Raw genomic sequence first — 22,809 nt, 5'->3', positions numbered from 1 at the left:
TCACCAATCCTCGATGGTGAGGATGGATAATTCCATCCAAAGCCCGCCTTCGGGCGCGGGCGCGAGGTCGTCGATCACGATATCGGCGACGAAATGGCGCGGTAACGACCATTGGGCCTCTGCCAGCCCGTCGGCGAATCGTGCCTGCCGGGCCGGGGCGTCATCGCCGCCGATCTGCATCGTGACGATGTGACGGCGGCCCTGGAACAGGGCGCTGGCCCATGGACGGCTCGTCGCTCGCAGGATCAGGGTCGGATCGCCGACCCGCTCGGTCAGTTGTGTCAGCAGGCGCGGCAAGGGGTCGCGCGTTCCGCCCGCATTTGCTCCCTTTTCGATCAAGTTGGTGGTGGTTCGGGGATGATCGATGCTTGTCATTGCCCTGCGCTCCTGCGATATGTGTTCATGAAATGTTCTACACGCCTTTTCACGCGTTCTCCCGGCTCCCGTCCCTGGCGCAGGTCGAAGACCAGGCGCGGGTCCCGCACGCATTCACGGCCGAAGCGCGTCGCCGCGATCCCGGTGTCACGCAGAAATTTTTCGATCGTTCGCAACAGCATTCGCCCTTGTCTCCTCATTCCGTCGATCCGCCCGATGCGATTCGATAGGCTTATTCCTATCTCTAAGCCTATTTCCTACTTGTCTAGGAAAATTCCTATCATTATGGATGCTTTATGGTTCAAGAGCCTTTTGACACGCGTGCCGCGCTGGAGCGGCTGATCGCCGAGCGGGGCGAAAATTATGCCGACCTCTCGCGCCTGCTCGGGCGTAACCCCGCCTATATCCAGCAGTTCATCAAGCGCGGGACGCCCCGGAAACTGGATGAGGCCGACCGGCGCATCCTCGCCCGCTATTTCGGCGTGGAGGAAGCGGTGCTCGGTGCGCCCTCACCATCCCTCGCGTCGCCGCGACACGCTCGTGGCGCGCCCATGGTCGTGGCCGTGCCCCGGCTGGCGCTGGGGGCTTCCGCCGGTCCCGGCTCGCTGGACGAGGATGAGCGGGCGGCGGGGGTGATGGCGTTCGATGCGCAATGGCTGCGAGGCCTGGGCGTCAAGCCGCAGCGGGTGTCGATCATCCGGGTCGACGGCGAATCGATGGCGCCCACGCTCAGCGACGGCGACGAAATCATGGTCGATCATGAGGATGACGCGGAAAGGCTGCGCGACGGCGTCTATGTGCTGCGGCTCGACGGCGTGCTGATGGTGAAGCGGGTCGCCATGGGACCACGGCGCGATCGCTTCAGCATATTGAGCGACAATCCACATTATCCGAACTGGACCGATATCGATCCGGCTTTCGTCCTCATTGTCGGTCGCGTCGTATGGACGGGGCGGCGGCTGATCTGACTTGTGGACGGCGCGCGTCCCCCTATCTGGGAAGGATGAAGGAGGCTCCAGACCCGTGAACCATCATGATGGCGTGATCGCCAAGGGACTGGAGTGGCGCGGCGCCCGGCTGGCGCTGGCGACAGTGATCTCCACCTGGGGATCGGCGCCCCGGCCGCGTGGCAGCCATATGATCGTCCATGAGGATGGCCGGTTCGAAGGCAGCATTTCGGGCGGCTGCGTCGAATCGGACATCCTCCAGCGTGCGGCGGAGGTGATTGCCGGACGGTCCGCTCATCTGGCGAGCTATGGCGTGGCCGATGGAGAGGCATGGGCCGTAGGGCTGCCCTGTGGCGGCGAGATTTCGGTGCTCGTCCAGCCAGTCGGAGAGGCGGGGTTCGCCGCTCCGCTGTTCGACGCCGTCATGGCGGGGGCCGCGCAGGGGCGGGCGGTCACACTTTCGACCGACCTCGATAGCGGGCTGACGCGCGAAGGCGTGACGCCGGGCGCGTTCCAGAACCGCTATGATCCACCCCGACAACTGCTTATCATCGGCGCGGTGCAGATCGCGCAGTCGCTTGCGCCCCTTGCGCTGGCGATCGGCGTGACGCCGGTGGTGATCGACCCGCGCGGACGCTTTCTGACGCAGGAGCGTTTCCCCGGCGTGGTGCTGGACGATCGCTGGCCCGACGAAGCGGTGGCGGCGCGGCGGCCGGGCGAATCGACCGCCGTCGTCACGCTCAGCCATGACATCAAGATCGACGATCCCGCGCTCGACGCCGCGCTGCGCGCGCACACCGGCTATATCGCGGCGCTAGGATCGCGCAGGAGCCATGCGGCCCGGCTCGAACGGCTTACGGCGCTCGGCTGGGGACCTGACGATCTCGCGCGCATTGACGGGCCGGCGGGCCTTCACATCGGCGCGGTGGGCGCGGCGGAAATCGCCCTGTCGATCGCGGCGGGCATGGTCGCGGGATTCAACGCGGCGCGGACCAGCCAGTCGGGTTAGCAGCAGCGCCCGCCATTCTTCCCGCCGTAGCGCGCCTCCTGCCGATCCCGGAAATATTGCGTCCGGTCCATCGCCGGCTGGCCGGGATGATGATCCCGCATATGCCGCAGATAGGCGTCATAATCCGGCAGGCCGACCATCAGCCGCGCGGTCTGGCGCAGGGTGGCTAGGAAGCCGCTCATGCCGCCGGGACCATCTGCCCCGGGATTTCGTGCGCTGTCGGCGCGGGGTTGCGGCGCGCGGCGAGGCAGGTGCGGATGGTGAAGAACAGCACCGCCAGGACGACGCACAGGAAGATCGCGCACAGCGCCGCATCGATCCGGTCGTTGAAGATGATCTGGCGCATTTCCGCCATCGACTTGGCAGGCGCCAGCACAGTCCCCGCATCCGCCGCCGCGCTGAACTTCGCCGCATGGGCGAGGAAACCGACCTTGACGTCCGCCGAGAACAGCTTGAGCAGCCCGGCGGTAATCGTGCACAGCAGCAGCCAGGCGGTCGGCACCATCGTGACCCAGGCATAGCGATCGCGCTTCATGCGGAACAGGACGGCGGTGGCGAGCATCAGCGCGATCGCGGCGAGCATCTGGTTGGAAATGCCGAACACCGGCCACAGCGTATTCACCCCGCCCAGCGGATCGGTGACGCCCTGATAGAGAAAGAAACCCCAGGCGGCGACGGTCAGCGCCGTGGCGCCGATGCCGGGGAGGGGACTGGTCGAATCCTTGAAGGCGGGGACCGCCAGCGCGATCAGATCCTGTAGCATGAAGCGCCCGGCGCGCGTCCCCGCATCGACGGCGGTCAGGATGAACAGCGCTTCGAACAGGATCGCGAAATGATACCAGAACGCCTTCATCGCCGGGCCGCCAAAGACGTGGGAGAAGATTTCCGCCATCGCCACCGCCAGCGTCGGCGCGCCGCCCGCGCGGCTGATGATGCTATGTTCGCCGACATCGCGGGCTGTCTGGGTAATGAGGTCGGGGGTGATCGGGAAGCCCATCGCCGTCACCGCCGCCGACGCGCTGGCCGCGTCGGTGCCGATGATCGCCGCCGGGCTGTTCATCGTGAAATAAATGCCGGGATCGAGGATCGAGGCGCCGACGAGCGCCATGATCGCCACGAACGCTTCCATCAGCATCGCGCCATAGCCGATGATCGGCGCGTGGGCTTCGCTCGCGATCAGCTTGGGTGTTGTGCCGCTGGCGATCAGCGCATGGAAGCCCGACACCGCTCCGCAGGCAATCGTAATGAACAGGAAAGGAAAAAGCCCGCCGGACCAGGCTGGCCCGCCGCCGCCCGCGAATTGGGTGACGGCGTGCATTTTCAGCGGCGGCGCCATGATGACGATGCCGATTGCCAGCGCGCCGATCGCGCCGATCTTGAGGAAGGTCGACAGATAGTCGCGCGGCGCGAGCAGCAGCCACACCGGCAGCACCGAAGCCACCGCGCCATAGCCGATCAATATCCAGCAAAGCTGCACCGGCGTAAAGGTGAAGGCCGGTCCCCACAGCGGCGAGGCGGCGATTGCCTGGCCATAGACGATGGCCGCGATCAGGCCGATCAGGCCCAGCAGCGAGACTTCACCGATCCGCCCCGGCCTGATCCAGCGGGTATAAACGCCCATCAGCAGCGCGAGCGGCACGGTGGCGGCGACCGTGAACATGCCCCACGGGCTTTCCGCCAGCGCCTTGACGACGATCAGCGCCAGCACCGCAAGAATGATGACCATGATCATGAAGGCGCCGAACAGGGCGATGGTGCCGGCGATCTGGCCCATTTCGATGCGGATAAGTTCGCCCAGCGACTTGCCGTCGCGGCGCATGGAAATGAACAGGATCATGAAATCCTGCACCGCCCCCGCCAGCGCCACGCCCAGAATGATCCACAGCGTACCGGGCAGATAGCCCATCTGCGCCGCCAGCACCGGGCCAACCAGCGGACCCGCACCCGCGATCGCCGCGAAATGATGGCCGAACAGCACCGTGCGGTCGGTCGCAACATAGTCCAGCCCGTCGGCGCGCCGGATCGCCGGGGTAGGCCGCGCCGGATCGAGCGCCATGACCTTGCGCGCGATGAACAGCGCATAATAGCGGTAGGCGACGAGGAAGGTGGCGATGGCGGCGACGACGATCCACAGCGCATTGACCGCCTCGCCCCGCGACAGCGCCACCACCGCAAGGGCCGCAACGCCGAGCAGGCCGATGAGAATCCATGGGATATGCCGGGTCATCGCGCTCTCCTGCCATGCGCCTTGCGAAGGTCGCGCACAGTAGGCGGCCAGCACGGAAAGACAAGCCGGGGCGCGCGCCTCAGCGCTTGCGCCACGGCCAGTCGGTCGCGCCGCTCGCCCATAGCGCCCACCAGATGATGACCGGCTGCAAGGCCAGCCGGGGGCCATGATACCACCAGCCCAGATGTGCGCCGCCCAGCGCAATGTCGTTGACGGCATGGTTGATGTTCGCGGGCCATACGCACAGCGCATAGAGGGCGAGGCCGATGCCCGCTGGAACCCGCAAACGCGGGACCAGCAACCCCGCCGCTCCGGCCAGTTCGGCGGCGCCGGTCAGCGCCACCACCGTCTCCGGCATCGGCACCCAGTGCGGCGTGATCGCGACGAACCCGCCGGGCCGGGTCAGATGCGCGACGCCGGCGATCGCGTAAGCGGCGCTCAGCACGCCCCGCGCGATCCTGCGCGCGCGGGAGTGGGGCGCGGACCCGGTGGGCGGCCGCATTGCCACCTAGCCCAGCGTCACGCTTTCCAGCACCGCCGCGCGCAACTCGGGGATACCCAGGCCCTTTTCGCTCGACGTGGCGATGATGTCTGGATGCGCCGCAGGGCGCTTGCGGATGGCATCGGCGGTCGCCTGATGCACGGCGGCCAGTTCCGCCGCCTTGATCTTGTCCGCCTTGGTCAGCACGATGCGATAGCTGACCGCCGCGCCATCCAGCATGTCGAGCATGTCGTTATCGACATCCTTGATGCCATGGCGGCTGTCGATCAGCACGAGCGCGCGCTTGAGTGCCGCGCGCCCGCGCAGATAGTCGTTCACCAGGAACTTCCACTTGCGGACGATATCCTTGGGCGCCTTGGCATAGCCATAGCCCGGCATATCGACGAGGCGAAAGCGAAGCGGATCGCCCACATCGAAGAAATTCAGCTCCTGCGTCCGCCCCGGCGTGTTGGAGGTACGGGCAAGGCCGTTGCGGTTGGTCAGCGCGTTCAGCAGCGACGATTTGCCGACATTGGAGCGGCCCGCGAAGGCAACCTCGTTGACCGCCATGTCAGGCAGAAATTCGAGCGTCGGTGCCGATTTGAGGAAGGCGATCGGCCCGGAAAAGAGCTTGCGCGCATCCTCGATCAGGTCGGTTTTATCGATATCGTCCACATTCCATCCGTTCGGTTCGACGTCGATGCTACTTTGCGGCCGCCGTGCTCAGCACCGGATGCTTACGATACAGCCACCATTGCTGCGCCATCGACAGGCAGTTGTTGGTGATCCAGTAGACCAGCAGGCCCGCCGCGAACGGAGCCATGATGAACATCATCATCCACGGCATGATCGAGAATACCTGCTGCTGCATCGGGTCCATCTGCGCGGGATTCAGCTTGAACTGGAAATACATGCTGATGCCGAGGAGGAGCGCCAGCACGCCGATCGCGAGGAACGCGGGTGGCTGGAACGGCAGCAGGCCGAACAGATTGAGGATGTGCAGCGGATCGGGCGCGGACAGATCCTTAATCCACAGCACGAACGGCTGATGCCGCATTTCGATCGTCAGCTGCAACACCTTGTAGAGCGCGAAGAAGATCGGAATCTGGATGAAGATCGGCAGGCATCCGGCCAGCGGATTGACCTTTTCCTGCTTATACAGCTCCATCATTTTCTGTTGCAGCTGCGGCTTGTCGTCCTTGTACTTTTCTTGCAGCGCCTTCATCTTCGGCTGCACCGCGCGCATCGCCGCCATGCTGGCGAACTGGCGCTGCGCGACCGGATACATCAGCGCCCGGACAACGAAGGTCAGGCAGATGATCGCGACGCCGAAATTGCCGAGCGTTTCGAACAGCCAGTGGAGCAGCGCGAAGATCGGCTGTTCGAACCAATAGAACCAGCCCCAGTCGATCGCCCGGTCGAACAGCGGAATGCCCGCCCGCTCATAGGCTTGCAGCGTCTTGACTTCCTTGGCGCCCACAAACAGCCGCGTCGTCTGGGTGATCGCCTTGCCCGGCGCGAGCATCACCGGGTTCAGCGCGATGTCAGCCTGATATTGCGATCCGGCGCCCTTGCGGAACTGGCCGGAGATCGGGGCCTTCTGATCGGGCACCAGCGCGGCGAGCCAATATTTGTCGGTGAAGCCGACCCAGCCGCCGTTGGAGGTGAAGGAATTGGGACCGGCCACTGCCTTGGTGCCGAATATCCGGGCGAATGTGCCCGGCTCCTTGCCGTCGAGATTGTCGAAATTGATATCGTAATTCGCAGCGCCGTTGAACACGCCCATCGGGCCGGTGTGGATCGTCCAGGTGGACAGGTCCTTCGAATGGCCGGCGCGGCTGATAAGGCCATAGGGCTGAACGCCCACGACGCCCTTGCCGCTGTTCGACACTTTCTGTTCGGCGGTGATCAGGTAATTCTGATCGACGGTCAGGCGAATCTGGAAAAGCTGGCCTGCGCCATTATTCCAGCTGAGCGTCACAGGGGTCGTCGGCGTCAGCGCGCTGCCCTGCGCGGTCCACAGCGTATCCTTGGTCGGGGCCGTCAGCCCGGTGCCCTGCCAGCCGAAGCCGGCGAAATAGGCGTCCTTCGTCCCGCCGGGACTGAACAGGCGGATCGCCGGCGAATCCTTGGCGATCGTCTCGCCATAGGTCGGCAGCACGATATCGTCGATGCGCGCGCCCTTGAGGCTGATCGAGCCGATCAGGCGGGGCGTGCGAATCGGCACGCGCGGGCTTTCCTTCAGCACGACGGCGCGATCGCGGACCGCGACCACCGAATCGGCGGCGGGGTCAGCGGCCGGGCTGGCGACGGGCGTCGTCTTGCCGCCTTCGATCTTCGTGGCGGGCGGATTGGCGGCGGGGAAGAAATGATTGGCGATATACGGCCATCCGAACAGGATCGCCGCAGTCAGGATCACCGCCAATATGATATTCTTCTTGTCGTCCACGCTTCGGCTCCGCCGTCATCGGAAAAAATCAGTCAGGGAACCGGGTCATAGCCCGAACCGCCCCACGGGTGGCATCGCATTAGCCGCTTGAACCCCAGCCAGCTACCCTTGATCGCACCATATTTGCGAACCGCCTGGATCGCATATTCGGAACAGGACGGGGCATAGCGGCAGGTGGGGGGGAGAAGGCGAGACGGGCCGATCTGCCAGCCCCGCGCGATCAGGATGAGGATGCGGCCGATCATGACGGCGCTTTGCCCAGTTTGCGCAGCGCCTTTTCCAGCTCGCCCTGCAACTGCGCGAAATCGCGTTCGATCCCGCCCGCGCGGCCGATCAGCACATGGTCCGCCCCGGCAACGCCGTGCAAGGGCAGCAGTTCGCGCGCCAGAACGCGAAAGCGGCGCTTCATCCGATTGCGGATGACGGCGCCGCCGATCTTCTTTGTCACCGTGATGCCATAGCGCATCGCCGGATCTCCATCACCGCGGGGACGCACCAGCAGGACGAAGCCCGGCATCGGTGCACGCCACCCGCGATTCGCCGCGAGGAAGTCCGCGCGCTTCGCCATGCGGGCGAGCGCGGGTTCCGTCGCTGGCTGGTTCAGGCGCTCAGGCTCTTGCGGCCGCGTGCGCGACGGGCGCGGATGATGTTGCGGCCGCCGGGCGTCTCCATACGGGCGCGGAAACCGTGACGGCGCTTCCGAACCAGATTGCTCGGCTGAAAAGTGCGCTTCATCGTTCATTCCTCAAAGGCAAAAATAGGTGAATCGGGCGTGACGAAAAAGGGCCGCCGGTAAAGGCGACCGCATGTCAGGGGGCGTCCGATAGGCAAAGGCGGGTTCCAAGTCAATGGCCGAGCCGGGTGTCCGGCCAGGAATTACTTCGCCCGTGCCGCCCCCACCGCCGCTTTCAACGCATCATAGCCGACCGCGCCGTTCAGCACCTGATCGCCGACGACGAAGGTCGGGGTGCCGCTCGCCGCGAGTTTCTGGGCCAGCGCGATGTTGGACTGGATCTCGGCGTCATATTTACTTGACGCCATTGCCGCCTCCGCGCTTTTCCTGTCGATTCCGACGCTCGCGGCGGCGGCCAATATGGAGTCGCGCGTGACCTTTCCGGCGGCGTAAAGCGCGCGATGATAGGGCATATACTGGCCCTTTTCGGCCACCAGCAGCGACACTTTCGCCGCCAGTGTGCTGTCGTCCGACAGGATGGGGAGTTCGCGGTAGACAATCCTGACGCCCTTGTCCTCGCCCACCAGCCGCGCAAGATCAGGCAGCGACGCCCGGCAATAGCCGCAGGCATAGTCGAAAAATTCGACGACCGTGACGTCACCCTTCGCCGCACCCTCCCACGCACCGGCATAGGGGGTCTCGATGGCGCTGCGATTGGCGTCGACCGTTCCGGCCGTCCGCTTCGCCTGCAATTTCTCGATTGCTTGCGGGATGATTTCGGGATGCGCCAGGATATAATCATGCACGATCGTTTCGATCGCCGCGCGATCGGTTCCCCCGACGCTGGCGGGACCCTGGGCGAGCAAGGCTGTGCCGGCGGCTGCGGCGAGGACGGCGAAAGCGCCAAGGGTCATCTGGATCATCCTGTTGGAAAGGGCCGCGCGGAAGCGGGGCGGAGGCAGGTCGGTCATTTCTTCTTCCGCTTCTGTTCGACGGCGGCGCGCGACACCATCGCGATATCCTGCGCGCGCAGATAATCGATCGTACCGGGCTTCAATCCCTGCATCGCCGCGTCGGCGCTGCGCAGCGCCATCTGATGCTCGCCGGTCATCGCATAGCGTTCCGCCGTGGCCAGCGCCGCGCGCGGAATGTCGCCGCGCCGCTCATAGACCACGCCCAATTGATACCAGGCGAAGGGATTTTCCCGGTCGCGCGCGACGGCGTTGCGCAGCACCTGTTCGGCCTCGGCGAAGTTCCTGTCGTCCTCGGTCGCAATCAGGGCGTGGCCCAGCAAAGTGGCGATCAGCGGCTGATTGGTTTCCTTCACCGCTTCGCGCAGGGGGGCAATCGCTTCGGCGGGCTTGCCGCTTTCGAGCAATATCTGGCCTTTGAGTTCCAGAAAATAAGGGTCGTGTGGCACGGCCGCGAGCAGCGCATTCGCTTCGTCCAGCGCTTTTTGCGGATAGGCGCTTTTGTGCCACGCATAGGCCCTGGCATAATGGGCCGGGACCGATTGGTCATTTTCGGGATATTTGATCAGCGTCTGCTGCGGCTCGGAGACATAGCCGATCAGCTTCGCCTTGATCCGCTCGAACCTCGCCTCCAGCGCCGCGTCCGGCGCTTTGTTCCAGGCCGGATCGACGGTGTATACTTCGCGCAAAACGTTGATGCGCTCGCCCGACAGCGGATGGGTGCGGCCATAACTGTCATTCTGGGGGATGGCGAGGCGATATTCCTGATTTTGCAGCTTCTTGAAGAAGTCCAGGCTACCTTTGCCCGTGATCCCGGCCTTGCTGAGATAGCGCGCGCCGGCGAGATCTGCGGAGCTTTCCTGTGCGCGGGAGAAAGCGAGATATTTGCTCATCGCCGCCTGCTGGCCCAGGCCCAACAGGCCCATGCCTGCTTCCGCGCCGCCCGCTGCGATCGCCGCCGCGCCCAGCACGAGACTGAGCAGGGTGATGCCGGTCGCTTCCTTGGCGCCGTCGTTGCGGATGACATGCCCGCCCTCGATATGGCCCAGTTCATGCGCCACCACGCCCTGAAGCTGGTTAGCATTGTCAGCCGCCGCGATCAGGCCGCTATGCACCCAGACATATTGACCACCCGCGACGAAGGCGTTGATATCGGGCGCATTGAGGACCAGCACCTCGACATTGCGCGGCTCCATGGCTGCCGCCTTCACCAGCGGCGCCGACATGTCTTTCATGAAGGATTCGGTTTCGGCGTCGCGCAGGACGCTTTGCGCCGCCGCCGGGCGCGCGATCAGCGCGAACGAGGCCAGCAGGATCGCGAGAGAGCGAAGGAGCCGGCCGGTCATGCGTCGCGGGGAGAAATTCGTGGACGTCCCATAGGGCCGGGCTGATGCCCCTGCTGGCCTGAATGGACGGTGAAGGCGAGCCTCACAAAAGCGCAGCGCCGCCGCCATCCGGTTTGGACCGGGAGGGCGGCGGCGCTTCGTCATGCTTACTGGCCGAACGTCCGCTGCCACCAGCCACGGCGCGGCGTACCGTCATCTTCCTCGGACGCATCCTCGTCAGACACGGGGGCCACGATGGTCTCTGCGGCTTCCGGCGTGGTGGCCGATGCGGGGTCTTGCGCCCGCTCCGCTGCCTTCGCAACGACCACCGGCTCGCTTACTTGCGCTGCGACATCGGTCGCCTCGGTATCGCTCGCAACCGGCTTTTTACGGCGCGTCCGTTTGGGCTTGGCGGGTGCGTCCGCTTCGACAGCAGGCTGCGCATCGACATCCACGACCGGCGCTTCAGTGCCTTCGGCCTCGCTCGGAGCCGCTTTCTTGCGGCGGGTCCGCTTCGGCTTCTCGGCGACCTCCGCAACGGGGGCCTCCGCCGCTTCAACCGCTTCTGGAGCCGCTACGGCTTCCGCGTCCTTGACCTTGCGGGCACGGGGGCGGCGGCGAGTTTTGGGCGCGTCTTCGGCGGCGGCCGTTTCTACGGCAGCAGGCTCGGATTCTTCTGCGACGGTCTCAACAACCGGCTCGCTGGCGGTATCCGCATCGACGGTCTCGCTCGCGGTATCGCCTTCGACACCCGCTTCGCCACCCTCGCGCCGGCGACGACCACCACGACGTCCGCGACGTCCGCGACGACGACCGGCGTCTTCCCCGTCGGCGCTGGCTTCGCGTGGCTCTTGCTCGGCATCTTGATCACCGCTGTCGCTCTCGGCTTCCTCGGCGATGGTTTCGTCGCCCTCAGTCTCACTGCATTCGCGTCCATCCTCGCGCTGTCCGCCACGGCGACGGCGACGGCGGCGGCGGCGGCGGCCACCATCCTGATCGTCCTGATCCCCGCGTTCGCGGCTTTCTTGCCGCTTGGCCGGCTCGGTCTCCTCCTCGGCCTCTTCCTCTTCTTCCTCTTCGATGAGGTCGAGTTCGTCCTCTTCCTCCTGCGGCAACGGCGCATAGGTCACGACGCGCTCGGGGCGCGGCCCGCTGGCGTCGACGGACATGCGCGCCCCCTCGATCTCGCCATCGGGCAGCACGACGATGCTCACGCCATAGCGCTGCTCGATCTCGTCCAGCTCACGACGCTTGTTGTTGAGCACGTAGAAGGCCGCTTCCTGGCTCGCGCGCAGGGTGATGACACTGCCGCGACCGCGCGCCGCCTCTTCCTCCAGCATGCGCAGCGCGCCCAGGCCCGCCGACGATGCGGTGCGGACGAGGCCGGTGCCCTCGCAATGGGGGCACTGGCGGGTGGAAGCTTCCAGCACGCCGGTGCGCAGACGCTGGCGGCTCATTTCCATGAGGCCGAAGCCGGAAATACGGCCGACCTGGATGCGGGCGCGATCGTCCTTGAGCGCCTCCTTCATCGCCTTCTCGACCTTGCGGATGTTGGAGTTCACCTCCATGTCGATGAAGTCGATGACGACGAGGCCAGCCATATCGCGCAGCCGCAACTGGCGGGCGATTTCGCGCGCGGCCTCCAGATTGGTGGCGACGGCGGTCTGTTCGATGCCATGCTCGCGGGTCGAGCGCCCCGAGTTGATGTCGATCGACACCAGCGCCTCGGTGGGGTTGATGACGAGATAGCCGCCCGATTTGAGCTGGACGACGGGATTATACATCGCCGCGAGCTGATCCTCGACACTGGCGCGCTGGAACAGCGATACCGCGTCGGCATATTGCTTTACCCGCCGTGCATGGCTCGGCATCAGCAGGCGCATAAAGTCCTTGGCGGCGCGATAGCCATCCTCGCCCTCGACGATGACTTCCTCGATATCCTTATTATAAATATCGCGGATCGCACGCTTGATGAGGTCGCTGTCATTGTGGATCAGCGCGGGCGCGGCCGATTTCAGCGTCTTTTCGCGAATCTCGTCCCACAGGCGGGCGAGATAGTCGAAGTCGCGCTTGATTTCGGGCTTGGTGCGCTGAAGCCCGGCGGTGCGCACGATGCAGCCCATCGAGGACGGCAGCGCCATTTCGGCGATGATCGACTTCAACCGCTTGCGGTCGGCGGCGTTGCTGATCTTGCGCGAAATGCCGCCGCCATGCGACGTGTTGGGCATCAGCACGCAGTAGCGGCCGGCGAGGCTCAGATAGCTGGTCAGCGCCGCGCCCTTGTTGCCGCGCTCTTCCTTGACGACCTGCACCAGCAGCACCTGGCGGCGCTTGATGACGTCCTGAATCTTGTAGCGACGGCGCAGCGCCATGCGCTTGCGGCGCAGTTCATCAGCGGCGTCATCGCCGCCGCGACCGCGACCACGGCCTCGACCGCGCTGTTCGGCGCCGCCTTCAGCCGCATTTTCGGCTACAGCCTCGCCCTCGCCGGACTCGTCGCTGCGAGCGTCGTCATCGCCGGCCTCGTCCTCATCATCGTGATGATGCGATGCTTCGACGGTTTCGACGCTGCCTTCGCCATCCTCATCATCCTCATCGTCGAAATCGGCGCGCAGTGCGGCCTCTTCCTCGGCATGTGCGCGCTCTTCGCGCAGCAGCGCTTCGCGGTCCTCGCGCGGGATCTGGTAATAGTCCGGGTGGATTTCGCTGAACGCCAGGAACCCATGGCGATTGCCACCATAATCCACGAAAGCCGCCTGCAACGAGGGTTCGACCCGCGTCACCTTGGCCAGATAGATATTCCCCTTGAGCTGCTTGTGCTCGGCCGATTCGAAATCAAATTCCTCGATCCGGTTACCTTTGACGACCGCGACCCGGGTTTCTTCCCGGTGGCGCGCATCGATCAGCATACGCATTGTCATATAATAGTCTCCGGCGTCGGCGGCCGCAGGCTGTGAGCCGGGCCGTCGCGCGATAGTGAAGGGACGGCCGCGTGCGCGCTGTTAAAAGCGCGTGTTGCGGGGTCGTCCGGGTTTGAAGGATGATGTTCGCGTCTGCTGCGCGGGCAGGGCCGGGCAATGTGCCGAACCGGTCCATCCACGCCGCATCGCCCGGGATCGGGTTCAGCGGGGAATGGAAATCATGCCTCATGCAGCGTCAACCTGTTCATGCACCGGATTGTCGGAGCGTTTTGCCCGCCGATACATTCGTGAAACCCCCCTGAAGGCTCGCCAGCATAGGGGCGGACCTTTCGGGGATGGGAATGGGTAGCAGTCAAAGACGAGAGGGGCAACGGGCGCTGGAAATATTGTCACATATTGTGATGCAGGCCCGTCCGCCGGTCATTTGTGCTGAAATCGCTGTTAACCCTTTCATTTTACGGAGCCACAAGAGCTGATGCTTAATCCCGAATTCAGCGTGGGGATGCGCTGGACGGGTGAACGTCATGACATTTGGCTGGACGGCCGACACCGCTGCGTTGCACAAACGGCGCATGCTTCAAAGCCTTGCCCTGGCAAGTTCGATCTTCATGGCCGCGCCCGGCAGTGCGGGCGGGATCGCTGGCGTCGACGTGCGCGGAGACCTGGTGACGCTGCGCTTCGACGACGATGTTCAGGGCGCGTCCGCGTTCCTGCTGAACGAGCCGCATCGGCTGGCGCTCGATATTTCCGGCGCGCGCATCGGCGCCAACGGCTTTGCCGGGGGCGGCGGCACAGTGTCCGCGGTACGGCAGGGGCAATTGAACGGCGAGACCGCGCGCGTCGTGCTCGATCTCGTAACGCCCGCCGTCATGAGCAATCCGCAATTCGCGGCGGACGGCCGGTCACTCACCTTCTCGCTACAAGGCGTTTCGGACACTGGCTTCCGCGCCGCGCTGGGCAAGGGGCGCGCCGTCATCGACGCGCCCACGGCAATGATGGCGCGCCCCCCCCGGCGCATGCACAGCATCACCGTGCCGATTCCAGCCGCATCTCGCAGCCTGGCGCTGCCAGCCGTCGAAGGGCCACGTGATGGCGCGCGCCCGCTGGTAGTGATCGATGCCGGCCATGGCGGTCACGATCCGGGCGCCATCAACCGGGAAAATGGCAAGCGCGAAAAGGATGTGACGCTGGCGATCGCCCATGCGATCCGCGACCAGCTTCTCAAATCCGGGCGCGTGCGCGTGGCGCTGACCCGCGACGATGACCGCTTCCTGGTGCTTCAGGAACGCTATGGCATCGCCCGCAAGCTCAATGCCGATCTCTTTATCTCCATCCATGCCGATTCGGCGGAGAATGACGAGGCCCATGGCGCGACCGTCTACACCCTGTCCGAAACAGCCTCCGACCGGGAAGCGGCCCGTCTGGCCGCGCGCGAAAACAAGGCCGACATCATCAATGGCGTCAATCTGGGCGGGCAGTCGGGCGATGTGTCCTCGATCCTGATCGATCTCACCCAACGCGAATCGATGAATATCTCGGCCAGTTTCGCGCGCCTGCTTCAGCGTGAGGCGTCGCCCTATGTTCCGTTCCGCGACGCCTATCACCGTTTTGCGTCGCTGATGGTGCTCAAGGCGCCGGATACGCCGTCCGTGCTGTTCGAGACCGGCTATATCAGCAATGGCGACGACGCTGCCTTCCTGTCTTCCCGCGAGGGACAGGGCAGGATTGCGCGCGGTGTGGCCCGCGCCATCGAGGTGCACTTTGCCCGCAAGCTGGTGATGCGGGGCGATCAGGCGGGCGGCTGATGCGGTGAAACGGGGCGGATTACCCGCTGGCGTTCATCCGTTTTTCTGCCTAGAGCCTGCGCTCATATGGATGAGGCTCGACCCGAACCCGCGCGCTCCTTTGCGTACCGTCTTCAACGCGACGCCGGCGGCGCGATGGACCAGTTGCGCGGCTTATGGACGAGGCGCTGGTTCCGCTGGGTTTCGGTGCTGGCGGGCGGTTTTCTTATTGCGCTCACGCTGTTCTGGCTGATCTTCGCGCGGGGCCTGCCCGATGCTGCCACCCTGCTGGAATATGAGCCGCCGCTGCCGACCATCGTGCGCGACATTAACGGCGAGCCGGTGCACAGCTATGCCCGCGAACGGCGCGTGCAGCTGCAATATAGCGATTATCCGCCGCTCTTGATCCGATCCTATCTGGCGGCGGAGGACAAGACCTTCTTCGAACATCATGGCGTCGATATTCCCGGCTTTTTCGGGGCGGTGTTCGATTATGCGCGCAAGCTGGGTTCGGGTCAGCGGGCGCGGGGCGGCTCCACCATCACGCAGCAGGTCGCCAAAAATCTGCTGATCGGCGATGAATATTCGCCCACGCGCAAGGTCAAGGAGATGATCCTCGCCTACCGCATGGAAGGCGTGCTGTCGAAGCAGCAGATCCTCGAACTCTATCTCAACCAGATATTCCTCGGCCGCAACGCCTATGGCGTGCAGGCGGCGGCGCGCGCCTATTTCGACAAGGATGTCGCCGACCTCAAACTGCATGAAATGGCGTATCTCGCCATCCTGCCCAAGGGGCCGGCCAATTACCGGCCGGAAAGCACCACCGGCCATGAACGCGCGCTCGACCGGCGCAACTGGGCGCTGGGCGAGATGTTCGTCAATGGGTGGATCACGGCGGCGCAGCGCGACGCGGCGCGCGCCGAACCGCTTGGCACGGTCGCGGCGCATGGCTCCAGCTTCGATGCGCGCGCCGGTGGCTATTATATGGAGGATGTGCGTCGCCGACTGATCGAACGGTTCGGCGAGAAGGCGGCGGATGGTCCCAACAGCGTCTATGCTGGCGGCCTGTGGGTCCGCAGCCCCTATGATCCGGTGATTCAGGACAGCGCGGCGACCGCGCTGCGCAACGGCCTGTTGCGCTTCGACGCGGGGCATGGCTGGTCGGGTCCGGTCGGACGTATCAACATTGCCAATGGCTGGGAACGCGAACTGGCGGCGAGCTATGTCGGCGTCGACTATGCCGGCTGGCAGGTCGCGGCGGTGCTGGGCCGGACTTCGTCGGAGGCGCAGATCGGCTTTTCCGATGGTTCGACCGGCGTGCTTCCCGCCGCCGCTGCGCAACTGGGCTATCGCAAGATGGGCGTGCCCGCCTTCTCCGCCCTCAAGACAGGCGACCTGATCCTGGTCGCCCGCGACGGTGCGACCTGGGCGTTGCGCAACGTGCCGGAAGTGTCGGGCGGCATGATGGTCGAGGAAACCCATTCGGGTCGCGTGCGGGCGATGCAGGGCGGCTTCGATTCCGGCCTGTCCTCCTATAACCGGGCCACGCAGGCGCTGCGCCAGCCGGGGTCGACGATCAAGCCCTTCGTCTACGCCGCAGCGCTGGATTATGGCATGACGCCCGCCTCGATCATCGTCGACGGGCCACTGTGCGTCTACCAGACCGCGAGCCTCGGCCAGAAATGTTTCCGCAATTTCTCCGGCGGTAGCGCCGGGCCGCAGACGATGCGCTGGGGCGTTGAGCAGTCGCGCAACCTCATGACCGTGCGCGCCGCCAGCCAGACGGGCATGGAGCGGGTCGTGCGCACCATCAAGGCGATGGGGATCGGCGATTATCAGCCCTATTTGTCCTTCGCGCTCGGTGCGGGCGAAACCACGGTGGAACGCATGGTCAACGCCTATGCGATGCTGGTCAATCACGGCCAGCAGCTCACGCCCAAGGTGATGGACTATGTGCAGGACCGGCGCGGGAAGGTGATCTGGCCCGAACGTTGGCGGCCGTGCGACGGCTGCAACATGCCCAACTGGGACGGCAAGCCGATGCCGCGCTTCGGGTTCGAGGGCAAGCAGGTCATGAACCCCATGACCGCCTATCAGGTCGTGCATATCGCCGAGGGCGTGATCCAGCGCGGCACCGCGACGGTGCTGGCGGATCTCAAGCGGCCGCTGTTCGGCAAGACCGGCACCACCAATGGCCCGACCAATGTCTGGTTCGTTGGCGGCACGCCCGATCTCGTGGGCGGGGTGTATATCGGCTATGACCAGCCGCGCAGTCTGGGTGGCTGGGCGCAGGGCGGGCGTATCGCCGCGCCGATCTGGAAAGCGGCGCTCGGTCCCATCCTGGAAACCATGCCCAAGACGCCGTTCATCGCGCCAGCGGGCATTCGCATGGTCCCGATCGACCGCCGGTCTGGCAAGCGCGTCTATGGCGCATGGCCCACCGACGAGCCGAAGGCGGCCGTGATCTGGGAAGCGTTCAAGCCCGAATCCGAACCGCGCCGCACGATCCGCAAGGAGGAGGCAGAGGCGCAGGCCAAGGTCGCCGAAAAACGCGCCGCCGGCGCCACCCGCGCCCGCACAGACAGCGACTTCCTGGAAGGGCAGGGCGGGATTTACTGATCTGCTGCTGGTTGTGGCGCTGGAATGAACCTTCCCAAAACCGCTGCCCTCGGATAGGGGCGGGCGCTTGATGCGTTTCGACGCCATGCACCTGCCCGGAGAGTCCCCATGCGTGCCGAAGCGCTGCAATATATCGATCGAATCGACGCCGCGCTCAGCCTGCTGCGCCAGTCGCTGGACTGGGATCGCGCGCTGCGGCGGCTTGACGAGCTGAACGCCCGCGTCGAGGATCCGACGCTGTGGGACAATGCGAAGCTGGCGCAGGAGGTGATGCGCGAACGCACCCGGCTCGACAGCGCCATTGGAGCGACCCGCGCGATCGAGGCGGAAAAGTCCGACAATGCCGAACTGATCGAAATGGCTGAAGCTGAAGGCGATGAGGACATGGTCGGCGAGGCGATCGCTGCGCTCAGGGCGCTGGCCGACCGGGCCGACGAGGACAAGATCAGGGCGCTGCTCTCGGGCGAGGCGGACGCCAGCGATACCTATCTGGAAATCCATGCCGGCGCGGGCGGCACCGAAAGCCAGGACTGGGCCGAAATCCTGTCCCGCATGTATCGCCGCTGGGCCGAACGGCGGGGCTACAAGGTCGATCTGGTCGATTACCAGGCGGGCGACCAGGCGGGCATCAAGTCCGCGACATTTCTCATCAAGGGCGAGAACGCCTATGGCTATGCCAAGACCGAGAGCGGCGTCCACCGCCTCGTCCGCATCAGTCCTTATGACAGCGCGGCGCGACGCCATACCAGCTTTTCGAGCGTGTGGGTCTATCCGGTGATCGACGATGATATCGAGATCGAGGTGAAGGAATCCGATCTCAAGATCGACACCTATCGCGCGTCCGGCGCGGGGGGGCAGCACGTCAATACCACCGATTCTGCCGTTCGTATCACCCACGTGCCGTCGGGTATCATCGTCGCGTCGCAGAACGACCGTTCGCAGCACAAGAACCGCGCGACCGCGATGAACATGCTCAAGGCCCGGCTCTACGAAGCTGAACTGCGCAAGCGCGAGGAAGCGACGCTCGGCGAATATCAGGCCAAGACCGAGATCGGCTGGGGCCACCAGATCCGCTCCTATGTGCTCCAGCCCTATCAGCTGGTGAAGGATTTGCGCACCGGCGTCACATCGACCGCGCCCGACGATGTGCTCGACGGCGCGCTCGATCCCTTCATGGCCGCCGCGCTCAGCCAGAAGGTGACGGGCGAGAAGGTCGATGTCGAGGATGTCGACTGATCGGCCCTGACTGAAGGCTGAGCGGGTCTATAGCCCTTCGGCTTCGACCCAGTGCGCGCTGGTCAGGCGGCGCGCGATCGACCAGGTCTGACGGCGGATGTCAGGCACGGCCACGATTTCCCAATGCGCGCCGCGCGTCATCGGTCCCACGACCAGCAGCCGGTCCTGCGCGGTTCCGTCCCGTGCGATCGCCCGGTTCTGCCCGTCCACGTCGATCCCGATCGCATGCGCGTCGGGACGGACCAGCCCGTTCCGCGCCAGCCGGCCGAGCAGCGGATCGACCGTGCGCGACAGGTCGGACAGCGGCCCGGTGCAGTTTATGACGCGCGTGACCGTCAATTGCTGTTCCACCGCCGCTCCACGTGGCCGCCAGCTCACCATGACCCCATCGCCCGCAGGAACCGCCTCACGGACCTTGCCGGCCAGCGTTTCCAGCTTGCCGCCGGCGGTCATGCGGGCGACGCGTTCCGCCACCGCCGGGGCGATCCGGTGGCGATGCACATCCCAATAAGGGCGCAGATGCCGCAAAAACCGTTCGCGCATGGCGGGCGATGCGCCGCGCCAGATATCCTGCGTGAAGGGCCGGATTTCATCCACGGCGTTGCGCCAGCCGACCGCCTGCGCGCGCTCTCGCAGCGATCGCACCAGCGCGGAGCAGGACCCGCCCGGCTTGTCGGAGCGCGGGGTGAAAGGCGCAGCCGCCTTATGGCTGCGCGGCATCAGGCCCCGGCGCGACAGTGCGATGATCCGCCCGCCAAAGCCGCTCGCTTCCAGGGTCTGCGCGCAATCCACGGCGGTAAGCCCGCTGCCCAATAGCAGCACGCTGTCCTGATCGGTCAGCCCGGCAGCGATATTTTGCGCCCATGGCTCGCGCATATAGCGCGGCGGCGACAGGTCGTGAAAGGGCGGCAAATCGTGCGGCGGCAGGTTGCCGGGGGCGAGCACGACGATGTCGCCTTCCACCCGCCGCCCCGACGCCAGCGTCAGCACGCAATCGCCGGTGCGGAATGCGACGTCCACCGCCTGATCCTGCACGATCACCAGACGGTCGGCCGCTTCGAGCCGCGCCACCGCCAGCAAGGATTGCAGATAATGGCCATAGGTTTCGCGCGTGGCGAAGGATGTGTCGCCGCCCGCCTTGCGCTGTGCCAGCCAGTCGACGAAATGCGTCGGCCGGTCGGGAAAGGCGCTCATATTGCCGGCGCGCACGTTGAGGATATGATCGGGCTGCGCCCCGCCAAAGGCCAGCCCCTTGGCCAGCCGGTCGGCTCTGCGCTCGATCAGCGTCACCCGGCGCGCGCCATGGGTCAGCAGGTTGATGGCGAGCAGGGTGCCGCTAAAGCCCCCGCCGACGATGACGACATGGTCGGTGCCTGTCATCGGTCAAGCAAATCTAATGAGTCGAACAGCATTGCTTGAGAGACTTATCTCTACTCGTGAAATAGATAAATAGGGAATTAGCGAGTGAGGTTTCCCCCGTGAGTCTTCGATTGCCCCGATGGATCGCCCAATCCTATGCCCGCGCCCAGCGAAGCCTGCTGCGGCAGCCGACGGTGATCCTGTTCGAGCGCAGCGCCGAAGAGGCGTTCGAGCCACGGCATCATGAAGTGGCGGCGCGATAGGATGTTTTCGCGACGGACATTCATGGGATCGGCGATGGCCGGTGGCCTGATGCTGAGCGGTTGCGGCGCGGCGACATCGGGCAGCGCCCGGCTTCGCGTCGCTGTCACCGGCAAAGGGGAGTGGAATACCCGTCTGCTTTTCAAGTCGGCGGGCATTGCGACCGATGGTCTCGCGCTGGACTTTAGCGAATTTGCCTCCGGCAACCTGATTGTCGAGGCCCTGAACGGCGGTTCGCTCGACTTCGGCGGCATGAGCGAAATCCCGCCGATCTTCGCCGCCGCCTCGACGATCCAGAGCTTCAAGCAGATCGCGGTCCTGCATGGCGACGTCAATAATCAGGTTCTGCTCGTGCCACGGGGATCCGGCGCACGGTCGATCGCCGATCTGCGCGGCAAACGCGTGGGCTATGTGCGGGCCACCACCTCTCAATATCTTCTGATCCGTCTGCTGGAAAAGGCCGGACTGGGGTGGGATGACATCAAGCCGGTCGCCATGGGCCTGACTGATGGCGCGGCGGCCTTTTCGCAGGGCGCGCTCGATGCCTGGGTGATTTTCGGCTTCCCGATCCAGCGCGCCATCGCCACCGAAGGCGCGCGCATATTGGCGACGGCCAACGGCATATTGTCGGGCAATTATGTGGCCGTGGCCCATATCGACGCGCTGGCGGACCCGGAAAAAAGCAAGCTGCTCGGCGAATATCTCGGACTTATGCGGAGAGGCTATGCGTGGGCGGCGGCGCATCAGGAGGAATGGGCGGGCATCGTCGCGAACGATATCCGCGTGCCCCGCGAATATGTCGTCGACCAGTTCGCGCGCAAGAGCGCCGATCTGGAGGTGCGGCCCGTCACGCCTGTCGCGATTGCTTCGCAGCAGGAGGTGGCGGATGTGTTCACCAAGGGGGGCCTCATCCCCAAACGCATCGATGTGCGGCCCTTGTGGGACGATCGTTTCAACGCCGCGCTGCTGAAGAAGGATTGAGAGATCATGGCGACCAGCCCGGCCCCCGTCTTGTCCCTGCCGCAGCCGGTGGATGTGTCCGCTCCGGCGCTCGACCGGATCACCCGGCGGCTCGCGGAGCATGCGGAGGCATATGACCGCTCCGCCGAATTTCCCCGCGCCTGTTTCGACCTGCTGGCGCAGGAGGGGCTGGTCGGCCTGACCGTGCCACGCGACTATGGTGGCGGCGGCGCGTCTTTTTCCGAAGCGATGCGCGTGCTCGGCGCGGTGGCGAAGGGTGAGCCGTCAACCGCGCTGATCCTCTTCATGACCTATCATTACCACGCCACGCCAACGCGCGCGCGCAACTGGCCGGCGGGGCTGTACGAGCAGCTTGCGCGCGATGCCGTGGCGGGCCAGGGGCTGATCGGCGGCCTGCGCGTCGAGCCGGAACTGGGCACGCCCGTGCGCGGTGGTTTGCCGGCCACGGTTGCGCGGCGGACAGCCGATGGCTGGGCGCTGACCGGCACGAAAATCTACTCCACCGGATCGACGGGTCTCGACTGGTTCTCGGTCTGGGCCAAGACGGACGAGGCGACGCCGCGCGTGGGCAATTTCCTGGTCCGCGCCGACGCGCCGGGGATCGTCATCGAGCCGGTCTGGGATCATCTGGGCATGCGCGCGACCGTCAGCCATGCGGTGCATTTCACCGATACGCCGACGCCGCTCGACCATGGCGTCGACGTTCGCCTGCCCGAACAATGGGCGGCGGCTGCGCCCGATCCGCTCCAGACGTTGTGGAACGCCCTGTCCATATCGGTCATCTATGACGGGGTGGCGCGCGCGGCGCGCGACTGGCTGCGCGCCTATCTCAACGATCGCGTGCCCAGCAATCTGGGCGCATCGCTCGCCACGCTGCCGCGGGTGCAGGAAAAATTCGGCGAGATCGAAGCGCTGCTTCAGGTCAACCGCACCCTCATCCGCGATGCGGCAACGCGTGTCGATGCGGGCGACGTGCCCGGCGGCGTGGAAGCGAACGGCATCAAATATGTCGTGACCGCCAACGCCATCCGCGCGGTCGAAATCGGGCTGGAATTGACGGGCAATCCGGGGATCAGTCGCAAGAACGCGCTCGAACGCCATTATCGCGACGTGCTGTGCAGTCGAATCCATTCGCCGCAGACTGACACGATCCTGATCTCCGCCGGGCGCGCGGCGCTGGGGAACTGACCG

At 65.3% G+C, this 22,809-nt stretch carries 21 protein-coding genes and 1 pseudogene; 8 read left to right on the top strand and 14 right to left on the bottom strand.

Annotation, left to right across the window (positions count from 1 at the left end):
• Both ACODSN_RS02205 and ACODSN_RS02200 read right to left on the bottom strand, forming a co-directional pair.
• Window positions 1–375, bottom strand: a complete 375-nt coding sequence (locus ACODSN_RS02205; RefSeq protein ID WP_489052804.1) for a hypothetical protein — start codon at window positions 373–375, stop codon at window positions 1–3.
• The gene (locus tag ACODSN_RS02200; protein WP_489052803.1) at window positions 372–557 is read right to left on the bottom strand and encodes a hypothetical protein; all 186 of its coding nucleotides are present in this window, start codon (window positions 555–557) and stop codon (window positions 372–374) included. The genes ACODSN_RS02205 and ACODSN_RS02200 overlap by 4 nt, the downstream gene beginning before the upstream one ends.
• Window positions 558–671: 114 nt before the next feature.
• Here ACODSN_RS02200 and ACODSN_RS02195 point away from each other — a divergent pair, with 114 nt between their 5' ends.
• Both ACODSN_RS02195 and ACODSN_RS02190 read left to right on the top strand, forming a co-directional pair.
• Window positions 672–1,343: a S24 family peptidase gene (locus ACODSN_RS02195; RefSeq protein WP_489052801.1), complete on the top strand. Its 672-nt coding sequence runs from the start codon at window positions 672–674 to the stop codon at window positions 1,341–1,343.
• Between the two features lie 55 nt (window positions 1,344–1,398).
• Window positions 1,399–2,331, top strand: a complete 933-nt coding sequence (locus tag ACODSN_RS02190; protein ID WP_489052799.1) for an XdhC family protein — start codon at window positions 1,399–1,401, stop codon at window positions 2,329–2,331.
• On the opposite strand, the gene ACODSN_RS02185 is transcribed toward ACODSN_RS02190, so the two are convergent.
• The 11 genes and pseudogenes from ACODSN_RS02185 to ACODSN_RS02135 form a co-directional block, all read right to left on the bottom strand.
• Entirely contained in the window at window positions 2,328–2,513 is a 186-nt protein-coding gene (locus ACODSN_RS02185) for a YbdD/YjiX family protein (protein WP_489052797.1), read from the bottom strand. The genes ACODSN_RS02190 and ACODSN_RS02185 overlap by 4 nt on opposite strands.
• The gene (locus ACODSN_RS02180; RefSeq protein ID WP_489052795.1) at window positions 2,510–4,558 is read right to left on the bottom strand and encodes a carbon starvation CstA family protein; all 2,049 of its coding nucleotides are present in this window, start codon (window positions 4,556–4,558) and stop codon (window positions 2,510–2,512) included. The genes ACODSN_RS02185 and ACODSN_RS02180 overlap by 4 nt, the downstream gene beginning before the upstream one ends.
• A 79-nt stretch (window positions 4,559–4,637) precedes the next feature.
• Window positions 4,638–5,060: a DoxX family protein gene (locus ACODSN_RS02175; RefSeq protein ID WP_489052794.1), complete on the bottom strand. Its 423-nt coding sequence runs from the start codon at window positions 5,058–5,060 to the stop codon at window positions 4,638–4,640.
• A 6-nt stretch (window positions 5,061–5,066) separates the two neighbouring features.
• Entirely contained in the window at window positions 5,067–5,705 is a 639-nt protein-coding gene (gene yihA / locus ACODSN_RS02170; protein ID WP_489053031.1) for a ribosome biogenesis GTP-binding protein YihA/YsxC, read from the bottom strand.
• 37 nt (window positions 5,706–5,742) lie between these two features.
• The gene (gene yidC / locus ACODSN_RS02165) at window positions 5,743–7,488 is read right to left on the bottom strand and encodes a membrane protein insertase YidC (RefSeq protein WP_489052793.1); all 1,746 of its coding nucleotides are present in this window, start codon (window positions 7,486–7,488) and stop codon (window positions 5,743–5,745) included.
• 32 nt (window positions 7,489–7,520) lie between these two features.
• Window positions 7,521–7,733, bottom strand: a complete 213-nt coding sequence (gene yidD, locus ACODSN_RS02160; RefSeq protein WP_489052792.1) for a membrane protein insertion efficiency factor YidD — start codon at window positions 7,731–7,733, stop codon at window positions 7,521–7,523.
• 2 nt (window positions 7,734–7,735) lie between these two features.
• Window positions 7,736–8,056 (bottom strand): annotated as a pseudogene (gene rnpA, locus ACODSN_RS02155) (ribonuclease P protein component); the annotation flags it as partial.
• A 32-nt stretch (window positions 8,057–8,088) separates the two neighbouring features.
• Window positions 8,089–8,223 carry a 50S ribosomal protein L34 gene (gene rpmH / locus ACODSN_RS02150; RefSeq protein ID WP_340230882.1) on the bottom strand — a complete coding sequence of 45 codons (135 nt, stop codon included), beginning with the start codon at window positions 8,221–8,223 and terminating at the stop codon, window positions 8,089–8,091.
• Window positions 8,224–8,364: 141 nt separating this feature from the next.
• The gene (locus tag ACODSN_RS02145) at window positions 8,365–9,132 is read right to left on the bottom strand and encodes a DsbA family protein (RefSeq protein WP_489052790.1); all 768 of its coding nucleotides are present in this window, start codon (window positions 9,130–9,132) and stop codon (window positions 8,365–8,367) included.
• Window positions 9,129–10,478 carry a M48 family metalloprotease gene (locus ACODSN_RS02140; protein ID WP_489052788.1) on the bottom strand — a complete coding sequence of 450 codons (1,350 nt, stop codon included), beginning with the start codon at window positions 10,476–10,478 and terminating at the stop codon, window positions 9,129–9,131. Before ACODSN_RS02140 ends, ACODSN_RS02145 begins: the two co-directional genes overlap by 4 nt.
• 146 nt (window positions 10,479–10,624) lie before the next feature.
• Window positions 10,625–13,378 (bottom strand): Rne/Rng family ribonuclease, encoded by a 2,754-nt coding sequence (locus ACODSN_RS02135; protein WP_489052787.1) that lies wholly within the window; start codon window positions 13,376–13,378, stop codon window positions 10,625–10,627.
• A gap of 524 nt (window positions 13,379–13,902) precedes the next feature.
• Between ACODSN_RS02135 and ACODSN_RS02130 the strand changes: the two genes are divergently transcribed.
• The 3 genes from ACODSN_RS02130 to prfB all read left to right on the top strand — a co-directional run bounded on the left by ACODSN_RS02130 (window position 13,903) and on the right by prfB (window position 19,017).
• Window positions 13,903–15,183: an N-acetylmuramoyl-L-alanine amidase gene (locus ACODSN_RS02130; RefSeq protein ID WP_489052786.1), complete on the top strand. Its 1,281-nt coding sequence runs from the start codon at window positions 13,903–13,905 to the stop codon at window positions 15,181–15,183.
• Window positions 15,184–15,249: 66 nt separating this feature from the next.
• Entirely contained in the window at window positions 15,250–17,781 is a 2,532-nt protein-coding gene (locus ACODSN_RS02125; RefSeq protein WP_489052785.1) for a penicillin-binding protein 1A, read from the top strand.
• Window positions 17,782–17,889: 108 nt separating this feature from the next.
• Window positions 17,890–19,017 (top strand): peptide chain release factor 2, encoded by a 1,128-nt coding sequence (gene prfB, locus ACODSN_RS02120; RefSeq protein WP_489052784.1) that lies wholly within the window; start codon window positions 17,890–17,892, stop codon window positions 19,015–19,017.
• Window positions 19,018–19,044: 27 nt separating this feature from the next.
• Here the strand turns inward: prfB and ACODSN_RS02115 are convergent, their stop codons facing one another.
• Entirely contained in the window at window positions 19,045–20,397 is a 1,353-nt protein-coding gene (locus ACODSN_RS02115; RefSeq protein ID WP_489052783.1) for an FAD/NAD(P)-binding protein, read from the bottom strand.
• 98 nt (window positions 20,398–20,495) lie between these two features.
• On the opposite strand from ACODSN_RS02115, the gene ACODSN_RS02110 reads away from it, so the two are divergent.
• The 3 genes from ACODSN_RS02110 to ACODSN_RS02100 are packed head-to-tail and all read left to right on the top strand — an operon-like array spanning window position 20,496 to window position 22,806.
• Complete coding sequence (locus tag ACODSN_RS02110) at window positions 20,496–20,639, top strand: hypothetical protein (RefSeq protein WP_489052781.1); 144 nt, start codon at window positions 20,496–20,498, stop codon at window positions 20,637–20,639.
• 22 nt (window positions 20,640–20,661) lie between these two features.
• Complete coding sequence (locus ACODSN_RS02105) at window positions 20,662–21,618, top strand: ABC transporter substrate-binding protein (protein ID WP_489052779.1); 957 nt, start codon at window positions 20,662–20,664, stop codon at window positions 21,616–21,618.
• 6 nt (window positions 21,619–21,624) lie between these two features.
• Complete coding sequence (locus ACODSN_RS02100; protein ID WP_489052777.1) at window positions 21,625–22,806, top strand: acyl-CoA dehydrogenase family protein; 1,182 nt, start codon at window positions 21,625–21,627, stop codon at window positions 22,804–22,806.
• Window positions 22,807–22,809: the final 3 nt, after the last annotated feature.

Source organism: Sphingobium sp. FG11, from assembly GCF_057809915.1.
Note: the sequence above shows the minus strand (reverse complement) of the source record. Positions and strands in the feature narration are given on the sequence as shown.